Genomic DNA, 11,723 nt, shown 5'->3' on the forward strand with positions numbered 1-11,723 from the left:
GCTGAAAAAGGCAAAGCCTATAGCCAGAAACTGCTGGACAAGAAAGTCAGTCAAGGTCGACTTACAGCTGGACAGCGCGAACAGATTTTAAATCTGATTCATCCCACTGCAAACACAGAAGATTTGACGGGCTGTGACCTGATCATCGAAGCGGTCTTTGAAAATCAGGAACTGAAAGCTCAGGTGACTCAGGAAGCAGAACAATATCTGGCTGCCGACGGCGTAATGGCATCAAATACTTCGACCTTACCAATTAGCAATCTGGCACAGGCAAGTAAGGATCAAGATAAATTTATCGGTCTGCATTTCTTTAGTCCGGTGGATAAAATGCAGCTGGTAGAAATCATCAGGGGGCAAAATACCTCAGACGAAACCCTCGCCAAAGCTTTTGATTTCGTCCAGCAGATCGGCAAGTTGCCAATCGTCGTGAATGATAGTCGTGGTTTCTTTACTAGCCGTGTCTTTGGTACTTTTGTACAAGAAGGTTTGCGTCTGCTGGCAGAAGGTGTGCATCCAGCACGTATTGAAATGACTGCTTTAAAAGCCGGTATGCCCGTTGGTCCATTGGCAGTTCAGGATGAAGTGTCCTTAACTCTGACCGAGCATGTTAGCAATGAAACGCGCAAGGCACTTCAGGCAGAAGGTAAAGAACGTCAGGCCTCACCTGCCGATGCAGTCATTCAAACCATGATTCACCAGTTTAATCGCAAAGGAAAGGCAGCTGGCGCGGGCTTTTATGACTATCCTGAAGGTGGGAAAAAACAACTTTGGTCAGGCCTCAGTCACTGGAATAAAAATACCGAGATTTCTGAGCAGGAGATGATTGAACGCTTCCTGTTTGTGCAAGCGCTGGATACCGTACGTTGTCTGGAGGAAGGTGTGTTGCAGTCAACCGTAGAAGGTAATATTGGCTCGATCTTTGGCATTGGCTTCCCTGCCTGGACCGGTGGTGCAGTGCAATATTTAAATCAGTATGGACTGGCGAAGGCCTTGGCACGTGCCAATGTACTGGAAAAAAAATATGGCGAACGCTTTAAAGCACCGACACTGTTAAAAAATAAGGTTTCTGCTGCTGAAACTTTTTAATCTCATTCGCACAGAATAAAGAGGAGCGTTAAGCTCCTCTTTTTTATAAGTCTACTGAAAAATGGTCATATTTTACACTACAAATCCAGTCTGCTTTTCAGCCAATCTATGTTATAAAGTAACATAGATTCTATATCCTCTTTGGGTTCATACCATGTCTGATCAAAATACTCCTGAAAATTCACCTTGGGGTTGGAAAGCACTGATTATCTTCTGCATAATTGGTGGTATATTCATGTTTATCTTCTGGTTAGCTGTCAGCAATGAACCGGACTACATGCCAAGCCAGCAGAAGAAACAGGATACCCAGCAACACGCATTTAAAAATGCCCCAACCATGTCAGAAGAAGCCATTGCTAAAGCTCAGGCAGATCGTGAAGCACGTACAGCAGCTCAACAAGGTACTGAACTGCAATCAACAGCTGCTGAAGAACCGCATATGTCAGCAGATGAACATGCCCATATGGATACCGAACATGCTGCAAATGGTCATTAAGATCTTAAGATAAACAAAGCGAGGTTCATGCCTCGCTTTTTTATATCTGAAAATGAATCTTTAAAGTTGTAAATACATATCGATATGTGGAATTCCACAGTCCAGATATTCATCACCCTGTAGCTGAAAACCCAAAGCCTGATAAAAGCCGATAGCGTGGACTTGAGAGGAAAGTTTGACAAACTGCCGTCCTTCAGCGCATGCATAGTCAATCACTGCCTGCATTAACTGCTGACCGATCTTGAAACCACGCGCTGATGTCAGTACTGCAACACGACCGATACTATTATTTGTTAATAGTCGAGCTGTGGCAACCGGTTGATCATGCAGATAAGCCACAAAATGGGTGCACAGCTTATCTTCTGCATCCCATTCATCTTCCGATGCAATATGCTGTTCCTGAATAAACACAGCTTCGCGAATCAGTCTGGCTGCGGCAGCCAGCTCGGCCCAAGTGCCTGCAACAATTTTTAGCTCAGCATGATTTAGCATTTACAACCAATCCCCTGTTGATCCCATTCATCCTTGAGCAATAATTCAAGGGAGTGTTTCTGAACCCCATACATCTCTTTCAAAGCCTGAATCTGAGTCAGCACGTCCTGATCCGGTTCCTGATCGTCCTTGCGCTTCACCGCCAGAATCATTTTGTTTTTACTGGTATGCTCAAGCGCAACAAATTCGAATACTTTAGTTTCATAACCATAGGCTTTCAGCAACAAGGCACGAATAGTATCTGTCAGCATTTCTGCCTGCTGGCCCGCATGAATCCCGAATTGCAGCATTGGACTCAAAACTTTTGGCGCCTGTAACTGTGGGCGTAGTTCCTTGTGACAACATGGGGCACACATGATGATCTGCGCATTCAGACGAATGCCGGTATGAATGGCAAAATCCGTGGCCACATCACAAGCATGTAAGGCAATCATCACATCCAGATGCTCAGGCTCATAGGTGCGCACATCACCCTGGAAGAAATCGAGCTGGTTAAACTGGGATTGTTCTGCCACCTTCTGGCAAAACTCAACCATTTTCGGATTCAGTTCTACACCCGTCACCCACGGCGTCTGTCCATGCTTTTGCATATAGTCATACAAGGCACAAGTCAGATAGCCCTTACCTGAACCAAAATCTACTACCCGCAGACCTTCCTGAGAGGCTTTAATCTGCGAAAGCGCATTCGAGAAAATTTCCACAAACTTGTTAATCTGTTTCCACTTGCGCGCCATGCTCGGAATGACCTGACCTTGCTGATCAGTAATGCCGAGATGCTGCAGAAACACACTGTCCTGATCCACATAACGCTGCTTGACCCGGTCATGGCCCTGTTCAGCAGTTTTGGATTTAACAACAGGTAGAGTTTTGCTGCGGGTCAGCATGACTTTTTTCTTGTTTTTTTTCAGCTGCAATTCTTCGGCTGTAGTGATCAGATTGGCCTGCTTGCAACAGGCCAATAATTCAGTGACCTGAGACAAAGCCTCAGTTAAAGGATAATTTTTAGTGACGTCCTGGGTTTTATATCGGTACAGACAACTCAGTACTTTTTGCTCATTCAGCCAAATGACGCGCAAGGTCATTTTCTCCAGTTGTTCCAGTTCGCCCTTGTACTGACTTAAAATCAGACGATCAAATTGATCTGTTTCAATGGCTTGCTGGAAAGCATCCAGAAATTGCTGTTCTTGAACCGAGAAAGAAGCCAAAATGGACATAAAAGAAACCTGAAATGAATTGCCATTAAAGTGTAAATGTTCTTACCCTAAAAGCAAAATTGAATTACTATACATTTGTATATTTAAGAAGAATGATAACTATGTCAAATGCACCATTGCTTCAGGATTATGATGCTATCGAAGAGCGCATCAACTACATCAGTCACGGTGTAGGTGCGGCCTTGTCAGTAATTGCCGGTATTTTACTGGTGATTAAAGGCTCTTATCTCAGTACGGGTCAATGGATTGGCTTATGGGTCTATGCACTGAGCATGATTGTACTTTTTTCTGCATCCATGCTGTATCACATGGCCACAACTGCAGACCGACGTTATTTCTATAAAAAAATTGACCATACTGCGATCTATTATCTGATTGCCGGTACGTATACGCCCTTTCTGGCAATTGCCATTCCAACGGCCAAAGCCCAGTATTTGTTGATTGCTTTATGGATCATTGCTGTCTTTGGAACACTATTCAAGTTCATTTTCATTCATCGTTTTCAGAAACTTTCCCTGTTTGCTTATCTCGCAATGGGCTGGCTTGCACTGTTAGTTATTGATGATATGCAGAAATATTTATCAGTACAATCTTTAACCTTTCTCATCATTGGGGGACTTGCTTATACGGTTGGTGCATTGTTTTATGCATTAAAAAGAGTAAGATATACGCACGCTATCTGGCACATTTTTGTATTGATAGGCGCAGGATCACATTTTCTGTCTATCTATCTTTACGTGATTTAATCCTCTCATTCTTCATTTCAGTGACCCTGAGCAAGTTGAATTGAGAAGATTGCAGTTGTTTTTTTAAGAAATTACGCCTTTTTTAAAAAGATTACGCTTTTAAAACTAAGTTCTTTTATTTTTAGTAAGTGTAAGGTCATTCATGGCGTCGTCAAATTCTGCTGCTCAGCCAGCACAAAACTCAAAATTCCGCGTTTTAACAGCGAGTTTAGTAGGCACTACAATCGAGTTCTTCGATTTCTATATTTATGCCACTGCCGCTGTCATTATTTTCCCTTATTTGTTCTTCCCGGCAAGTACAGACCCAATGACCGCAACGATCCAGTCACTTGCGACTTTCGCAATTGCCTTTATTGCGCGTCCGATCGGTGCGGCATTGTTTGGTCACCTCGGCGACAGAATTGGTCGTAAAGCCACTCTGGTTGCTGCCTTGCTGACCATGGGACTGTCTACTGTAGCGATTGGCCTACTGCCAACTTATGGTCAAATTGGTATCTTAGCACCTTTGCTCTTGGCATTATGCCGTTTAGGTCAGGGCCTTGGTCTGGGTGGTGAATGGTCAGGTGCGGTCTTACTTGCAACTGAAAATGCACCTGAAGGTAAACGTGCCTGGTATGGTATGTTCCCGCAATTGGGTGCACCAATTGGCTTTATCCTGGCAACTGGCTCATTCTTGACGCTCGGTGCATTGATGTCTGAAGCTGACTTCATGGCTTGGGGCTGGCGTATTCCATTCATTTCAAGTGCGCTTCTTGTTATTGTAGGTCTTTGGATTCGATTAAAACTGCATGAAACACCTGCATTCCAGAACGTTTTGGACAAGCAAAAAGAAGTAAACGTACCTTTTGTTCAAGTATTTAAAAAACATTCTAAAATGTTAGTACTGGGTACAATTGCAGCTATCTGTACCTTCGTTGTGTTCTACTTAACAACTGTATTTGCGCTGCAATGGGGTACTAAGCAGCTAGGCTATTCACGTGAAGAATTCCTTCAGTTGCAATTAGTTGCAACGCTATGTTTTGCTGCATTCATCCCATTATCTGCTGTATTCGCAGAAAAGTTCGGTCGTAAAGCGACTTCAATCGGTGTATGTATCGTTTCCGCGATCTTCGGTATCTTCTTTGCCGACATGCTTGAATCAGGCAGTACAGTTATCGTATTCCTGTTCCTGTGTATCGGACTTGCGATCATGGGCTTAACTTATGGTCCGATTGGTACTGTATTGTCTGAAATCTTCCCGACTTCAGTACGTTATACAGGTTCTGCTTTGACCTTCAACTTGGCAGGCATCTTCGGGGCATCTTTTGCGCCATTGATCGCAACCAAGCTGGCAACACAATATGGCTTATCTGCTGTAGGTTATTACCTGACAGCGGCGTCTATCCTGTCACTGCTGGCATTCCTGCTGATTCGTGAAACCAAGAATGATGATGTAAATAATCAGATCTAATTCAGGTATTGGCTTATAAGAAAAGCCGGTGCGTTCGCACTGGCTTTTTTATTTCCGAAATTTGGTGTGCAACAAAAAACTGCTATTTCTCCCTCTCTATTTACGGAACAATACAGAAACGGATTCATAACGAGAAGGATAAGATATGCAGGATCCAATTGAATATTTGACCGAAGACCAGCTGGTTCATATTGTTGTCTTACTGGAAGAAGACAAGAAAACTGAAGCCATCCAATATATTGTTCAACATACGCCATTAGACCAACAGCAGGCGCTTGAAGTGATTGCCGCGATCGTGATGGAGCATGATGCTGCTTTACAGGTACAGACACAAGGTGCAAGATTTAGTGATGATGTCACCATTAATCCTCAGCTAAAGACAGAAACGCTAACCGACTCTATTGCAGTCTCCATCCCTGCAAGCGCTACACAAGATCATGCTACCCGCCCACCCATTCCAGAGTCGACCCAAGAGTTACAGGAAAAAGTCGCTGAACCGGTCACTGCAAAAAATGGACCGCATCTGATCTGGATCATTGCAGGTATTATTCTGCTGATTATCTGGATGGTTGGCTAGTTATTGAAATCAGCCAACTTATTTATACAAGCTCGATGATATCGATGGTAGGTGGTACACGAAAACGGAAAGGTACGCCCACCAGACCTGTTCCGACAGTGACAAATACATCGGCATGTGCATGTCGATATAAGCCGCGCTTATGTCCGAGAATTGACACCCGTTTCATCACATAATCCGTCAACCACGGCAATTCCACTTGCCCGCCATGCGTATGTCCAGAGAGCATCAATGGCCGGCTTGGCAATTTCGGCACCATGTCTACCGTATCCGGGTTATGTGACAGGATCACCCAGGGCTTATCTTGCGGCAACTCCGGCAAGAACCGCATATCCGCTTTACCCGCCCAGAGATCACCAATACCCACCAGGCGAAATTCATCAAACTCAACAATTTGCCCTTCAATATCTATAACATTATTGCTTACTAGAGCAGTATGTAATAACTCCTGAATAGGCGGTCCCGGATACTGTTCGTCATGGTTACCATTCACAGAATATACCGGTGCCTGAATTTCCTGCAAAATGGCGAGTTCTTGGGTCAGAGTATCTTCCGGTTCATAGGTCCAGTCGCCTGCGACGACCACCAAATCAGGCTGCTGCTGATTTAATTTATGTACAATTTGTTTTAGCTGACGTTCATGACCAGAAAATAAACCAATATGCAAATCCGCAATTAAAGCAATACGAACAGGCTGCCGCATTTTTTTATCAGTATTAATCTGATAACGGGTAGTCTTGATCTGGATTAAATGCGGTTCAATAAAACGCGCATAACACAATACACCACTGAGCAGACAGATAAATACTGCCTCATGAATGGAATAATACCCATTAAAACCGCTATAAATACTAAAGAAAAATAAAGGAATCAGTAGATAAGATAGATAATAAGCGAGCAGATGGGTAAAGGCTTTAAAGGGATGAATCGTCTGGGTATGTGACTGACTGATCCACGCCTGCGATATACACCACAGCGCCAAAATCGCCATTCCGATATAGAAATATAAGATCACGGAATCGATATTCCCCATAATTTCGCCTTGTCCAGTTCTTTAGTACATTCTCTGCTCTGTATTTATCTTTTCACAGCTGGCAATTATACTCAAACCTAATTTATCACGCTTAGATTCATATGACGAATGCTCCCCGCTCCAAGGCTGACCAGCCCATGGTCACTTCCCAACGTAATACTCCATATAAATCTGCTGTTTTACTGGGTTTGAGCCTTGTTCTGGGGATCCCTGCCTGCAGCACGCTTCCTCCGCAGGCAGAACGACCTTCACATACTGCCTTTGAAACTGATACTTCACAGACTTCCTTAGCTAAAATTGTTCAACCTTTACGTGATCAATATCTAGGTTTGACTGGATATCATGTTCTTTATGATCCACTTGAAGCACTTGCAGCCCGTATGCAACTGATTCATAAGGCTGAGCAGACTTTAGATCTGCAATATTATATTTGGGACAATGACCGGATTGGCGCACTGGCCTTAAATGGCATTATTCAGGCCGCCGACCGTGGAGTAAAGGTCCGCCTCCTGATTGATGACAACAATGCCAAGAAGATGGAAGGCATTTATCTGGCACTGGATCAGCATCAAAATATCGATGTTCGCTTATATAATCCCTATCGCTTCCGCCAGCATCGTGCCATGGATATGGTACTGGATTTGAAACGTATCAATCGTCGTATGCACAACAAGAGCTTTATTGCAGATAATCAGATTGCCTTGATTGGCGGACGTAATATGAGCAATCAGTATTACAATGTAAGTGATGCCTATCAATTTTCCGATGTAGATGTGTTGCTGGTTGGTGCCGCCTCAGATGAGATTATCCATTCCTTTGATGAATACTGGAATGATGACTATGCCTATCCAGTGCGGAATATTGTTAATCCACGTCACCATAGCCTACGCTTTGAAAGCCTTAAACAGCAGCTAAAAGCACATCAGGATGACCCACGAGTACAAAACTACCTCGACTTAGCTAACAGGTCTAAGGCTTTTGATAAATGGCTTGATCATAATATCCAGCTGGATTGGGTTGAAGCAGAAGTAGTCAAAGACCCTCCCACCAAGATCAGGTCCAAGGCAAAGAAAGAAGAACACCTCAATTTCCAGTTGTTACAACATCTGGAAAAACCTGAACAAAGTGTAGATATTGTCTCTGCTTATTTTGTACCAGAAAAAGAAGGTGCAGAACGGCTCAAAAGTCTGGCTCAGAAAGATATAAAGATTCGAGTACTCACCAATTCTTATAAAGCCAATGATGTTCCTGTTGTGCATGCTTTTTATTCTAAGTACCGTAAAGATTTACTGGAACATGATGTACAGTTGTACGAATTTCTAGCGGCGCCAGATGCAGCAAACCTGAATGCCAATACCAAGGAAATTGCTGACAAGGCTAAAGTGAGCTTGAAAGGTCTGAGTCGTTCCAGTTTACACGCAAAACTGATGGCCTTAGATGAGAAACAGGTGTTTATTGGTTCATTTAATTTCGACCCGCGTTCAGCCTATCTAAATACAGAGATTGGTGTATTACTCAATAGCCCTTCCTTAGCACAAGCTGTGCATAAAACCATGGATCAGAACTTAAGTAAATATGCTTATAAGCTGGTATTAGATGCCAATCAGAATATCAACTGGAAGATCCAGCAACCGAATGGTGAAATTAAAACTTTGACCAAAGAACCGAAAATGAAATGGCATCAAAAAGCCCTGTTAAAGTTTGTGTCTTGGCTTCCGCTTGAAGGGTTCATGTAACAACATGGCCCGTCTGGAAAAATAGCTGAACCAAATAATAAAAAACCAGTCGATGCGACTGGTTTTTATTGAAATTTTTATATTAGGATTTTGTTTTTACTTTATAGCATTCAGCAGCGGTCAGGCTAACTGTACCTCCTGCAAGTTTGGATAATCTCTTAACACTTTCATCAGAAGGATTCTGTTTACCATAAACTTGGCTAAAGCTAGCAAAGCTATTTGCCCATTTTACCGTATTCCCTTCAGAGTCTGTCAAACTGATCGTCGGTTTAGGAGTATTCGTACCGTCACCTGTTACTCTCACATTAAATAAATCAGTCAAATTCACTAATGCTCCCCCTACCACTATGGATTCTGAAGAACCATCAGTTGATGTCTTGATGGTGGAATTCATACCAATGAGAGCGCCGTTCAAATCGTCTAGTTCCTCATTAGCGAAAACCATACGAATAGAAAGTGTATTGTCTGTTTTCTTTCTCACAGCTGCAGGTACAAAGGCGCGTGAAACGGTTCCAATACGATATTGTTGTACTGTTTCTACCGCATCCTCATCTTCAGAATCCTCGACCAAATAGGTTGTTTGCATTGTAGATGGATTGTATTCAGCACTACACTCATCAACTTTTGCTGTAGCAGGTTTAATATTCGTACGAATATCACCATTCTCATCAATCACAATGCCCAAATTAATTATTCTGTTTGAATCATTTGTTAAGGTAAATTTTAAATTTCCATAAAGCGGGAAAAAATAATTTTCTTGATTTCTTACATTATTTTGAGTTTTGAAAACCCTTCGGTCCAAATGTGTGATTGGATAGATTTTATAAAGATCCATCGTACCAGCAAAATTCAGCGCCCCCCCGGTTTGCTGCCATAGACCTAGCTCACGCTTTTCACTTTCGTTTAATTTATAACTCACACTCTTACCGGTCAAAACCTTATAAAAACGCTCTTTACCAGCAATCATATAATCATTATATAAGCGACCTTGTTCTATCTTGAGTTTCTCGGTAGTAGAGTCACCTAATCTGAATAAATAACCTGGTGTATTGGCAATTTGTTTTGTTTCCGGGTCAATCCATGAATTTTGGGCATCAGCAGTCATTTGTACAGGTTTAATACTACGAATTAAATGAGCATTCAGTCCACCTATCGTGGTGAAATCACCAGGATTCTGGGTTGTACTTTCTATTTTGCCTTTCCACTGTAAGCCACTGCCGAAAGTTATCCCCTGACGGTCAGTCATCAATATAAAGTGACCCAAGATATGTGTCAGGTCAGTATCTGTTAGCGAGCATTCTCGGTTAAGATTACTGCATCCTACTAACCCTTCTGAACCGGTAACATAACTACCTAAGGATTCAGTAGAAAACAGGGAAAATTCTGGCTGATAAACAGCAGCATTTGAAATATTTAATAATGCTTGAAGTACCTGTTCGGCCTGTTCTTTAGTAATCGTTGTTGGTCCCAACCATTTTTTCAGTAAGGCATCAAAATCCTGATCAGATAAAGTCTTAATTTTTTCAACAGTAATATCTTCATCTAATTGATCAAGTCCAGCTCGAATATCTTCATTTATCGCAACAGGATAGATTTCCGTTGCTGATCGTAATTGATCAGTATTTAAACCCATGGCTTGAATTAACTGGACTAAGCGAATAGCAATATCATATTGAGACAGATCACCTGCTGAGTTAGTGTTACGGATGCCCTCAGCGATATCCAATAAATTCATACGTGGATAATGAGATTTAGATGTAACATTACCAATCCTATTCATTGAGAATGAACCCAGATCTACACGTCTTTCATCTTTACCTAGAATATAGAAAGTAATTGACTGGCCTACTTTACAGGCACCTGTTGCCACACCCTTATCTACATCATATGTAGTGACAAATGTTTGCTTTATATCATCACCACAATGGAAATCTAAAGTTTGTAATGGATAATCTAAAGCAAATTCAATACAACCCGAATTTGTGCCAATACAGGCTCCATTGACTGTACTACTATCATATTTTTCTGGAATAACATCCGCGCTTTCACCGCCACATCCTTGCAGTATGATTGCCATAGCTGAGAATGCAAAAGGTAATAGTATTTTATTCTTATTCATCATGATGCTCATATCGTTATCCTTAACGGACACCTATTAATTTTAATTGTCCCTGATTACTTAATACCCGTTCCTCAACATCAATTGCTGAGGCCAATGGCGTTAATAATAAATAGTGGCTATTACGTGGTACCTGTATCATGCCTTCAATATTCTCATATTTCAGGTAATCCGATGCTGAATCATTATTTTTAAATCCACCAGCTCCTTCCAGAATACAACCTTTTTCATCCAAGAACACTGCAAAAGGCCAATAAAAAGTAGGGTCTTTTTGACGGGACGCATAAGATTGAATCTGAATATTTTGTAAAGGTTGTTTTAACTTCACCACTTCAAAGTCAAATTCATCCTTTAAAGGTGCTCGAGGCCAGAGATTGACCTGAGTATCTAATGCAATATCCTTGGCCTTTTTAAGTTTTTTATCCTGAAAACAGGTCCGTCCCATTCCCTCAGAAGCAGTTTCTGCAGAAATACGGTAGTAGGTAACAGCTAGAATGAGAGGAGTATCCTGCCCAGTAGCCCTATTTTTCTTAAATAAAGCCTGCATAACCGATTGTCCAATACCTTTTTCACGTTGAACCGTTTGCAGGCGTGTTGCTCCATTTTTAGTATCAATTATACCTTCCGGCATGGTATAGAAGCGTTTTTTACCATCCAGATTAAATTCTTTTTCCTCAAGTACTTCATTTTTGACGTATTGGTTTCCTTCTATTTCCAAAATATCATTTTGATCATCAAGGCGCTTTTTTAAATTTTCGGCTGATGTTGGCTGGA

The 11,723-nt window shown here is 42.0% G+C and carries 11 protein-coding genes; 6 read left to right on the forward strand and 5 right to left on the reverse strand.

Annotated elements, in window-relative coordinates; translation table 11 throughout:
- Nucleotides 1-1,086, forward strand: a 1,086-nt coding sequence (locus B4033_RS01930) for a 3-hydroxyacyl-CoA dehydrogenase family protein (RefSeq protein ID WP_286831645.1), incomplete at its 5' end; no start/stop codon positions are given.
- A gap of 154 nt (nt 1,087-1,240) precedes the next feature.
- Complete coding sequence (locus B4033_RS01935; protein ID WP_286831647.1) at nt 1,241-1,582, forward strand: hypothetical protein; 342 nt, start codon at nt 1,241-1,243, stop codon at nt 1,580-1,582.
- 60 nt (nt 1,583-1,642) lie between these two features.
- Here the strand turns inward: B4033_RS01935 and B4033_RS01940 are convergent, their stop codons facing one another.
- Together B4033_RS01940 and B4033_RS01945 are read right to left on the reverse strand one after the other, a co-directional pair.
- Entirely contained in the window at nt 1,643-2,074 is a 432-nt protein-coding gene (locus B4033_RS01940; RefSeq protein ID WP_286831650.1) for a GNAT family N-acetyltransferase, read from the reverse strand.
- Nucleotides 2,068-3,288, reverse strand: a complete 1,221-nt coding sequence (locus tag B4033_RS01945; protein WP_286831653.1) for a class I SAM-dependent methyltransferase — start codon at nt 3,286-3,288, stop codon at nt 2,068-2,070. The genes B4033_RS01940 and B4033_RS01945 overlap by 7 nt, the downstream gene beginning before the upstream one ends.
- 101 nt (nt 3,289-3,389) lie before the next feature.
- On the opposite strand from B4033_RS01945, the gene trhA reads away from it, so the two are divergent.
- The 3 genes from trhA (at nt 3,390) to B4033_RS01960 (ending at nt 6,061) form a co-directional block, all read left to right on the forward strand.
- The gene (gene trhA, locus B4033_RS01950; RefSeq protein WP_286831656.1) at nt 3,390-4,034 is read left to right on the forward strand and encodes a PAQR family membrane homeostasis protein TrhA; all 645 of its coding nucleotides are present in this window, start codon (nt 3,390-3,392) and stop codon (nt 4,032-4,034) included.
- A gap of 142 nt (nt 4,035-4,176) precedes the next feature.
- Nucleotides 4,177-5,484, forward strand: coding sequence for an MFS transporter (locus B4033_RS01955; protein WP_286831660.1), 1,308 nt, complete (start codon nt 4,177-4,179; stop codon nt 5,482-5,484).
- Between the two features lie 145 nt (nt 5,485-5,629).
- Nucleotides 5,630-6,061: a hypothetical protein gene (locus B4033_RS01960; protein ID WP_286831663.1), complete on the forward strand. Its 432-nt coding sequence runs from the start codon at nt 5,630-5,632 to the stop codon at nt 6,059-6,061.
- A gap of 22 nt (nt 6,062-6,083) precedes the next feature.
- Here B4033_RS01960 and B4033_RS01965 read toward each other — a convergent pair whose 3' ends face one another.
- Complete coding sequence (locus B4033_RS01965) at nt 6,084-7,094, reverse strand: metallophosphoesterase (RefSeq protein WP_048882016.1); 1,011 nt, start codon at nt 7,092-7,094, stop codon at nt 6,084-6,086.
- Between the two features lie 101 nt (nt 7,095-7,195).
- Here B4033_RS01965 and B4033_RS01970 point away from each other — a divergent pair, with 101 nt between their 5' ends.
- Nucleotides 7,196-8,830 carry a phospholipase D family protein gene (locus B4033_RS01970; RefSeq protein WP_376745278.1) on the forward strand — a complete coding sequence of 545 codons (1,635 nt, stop codon included), beginning with the start codon at nt 7,196-7,198 and terminating at the stop codon, nt 8,828-8,830.
- A gap of 82 nt (nt 8,831-8,912) precedes the next feature.
- On the opposite strand, the gene B4033_RS01975 is transcribed toward B4033_RS01970, so the two are convergent.
- Together B4033_RS01975 and filE are read right to left on the reverse strand one after the other, a co-directional pair.
- The gene (locus B4033_RS01975) at nt 8,913-10,961 is read right to left on the reverse strand and encodes a hypothetical protein (protein ID WP_286831667.1); all 2,049 of its coding nucleotides are present in this window, start codon (nt 10,959-10,961) and stop codon (nt 8,913-8,915) included.
- A gap of 10 nt (nt 10,962-10,971) precedes the next feature.
- Nucleotides 10,972-11,723: putative pilus assembly protein FilE (filE, locus tag B4033_RS01980; RefSeq protein WP_286831670.1), on the reverse strand; the 752-nt coding region annotated here is incomplete at its 5' end.

The sequence above is a fragment of the Acinetobacter sp. UBA3132 genome (genome assembly GCF_002364825.1).
Taxonomy (GTDB): Bacteria; Pseudomonadota; Gammaproteobacteria; order Pseudomonadales; family Moraxellaceae; genus Acinetobacter; species Acinetobacter schindleri.

Coding starts and splice junctions, on each gene's coding strand:
- B4033_RS01935 (WP_286831647.1), top strand. CDS start 1,241: ATGTCTGATCAAAATACTCCTGAAAATTCACCTTGGGGTTGGAAAGCA.
- trhA (WP_286831656.1), top strand. CDS start 3,390: ATGTCAAATGCACCATTGCTTCAGGATTATGATGCTATCGAAGAGCGC.
- B4033_RS01940 (WP_286831650.1), bottom strand. CDS start 2,074: ATGCTAAATCATGCTGAGCTAAAAATTGTTGCAGGCACTTGGGCCGAG.
- B4033_RS01960 (WP_286831663.1), top strand. CDS start 5,630: ATGCAGGATCCAATTGAATATTTGACCGAAGACCAGCTGGTTCATATT.
- B4033_RS01945 (WP_286831653.1), bottom strand. CDS start 3,288: ATGTCCATTTTGGCTTCTTTCTCGGTTCAAGAACAGCAATTTCTGGAT.
- B4033_RS01975 (WP_286831667.1), bottom strand. CDS start 10,961: ATGAGCATCATGATGAATAAGAATAAAATACTATTACCTTTTGCATTC.
- B4033_RS01955 (WP_286831660.1), top strand. CDS start 4,177: ATGGCGTCGTCAAATTCTGCTGCTCAGCCAGCACAAAACTCAAAATTC.
- B4033_RS01970 (WP_376745278.1), top strand. CDS start 7,196: ATGACGAATGCTCCCCGCTCCAAGGCTGACCAGCCCATGGTCACTTCC.
- B4033_RS01965 (WP_048882016.1), bottom strand. CDS start 7,094: ATGGGGAATATCGATTCCGTGATCTTATATTTCTATATCGGAATGGCG.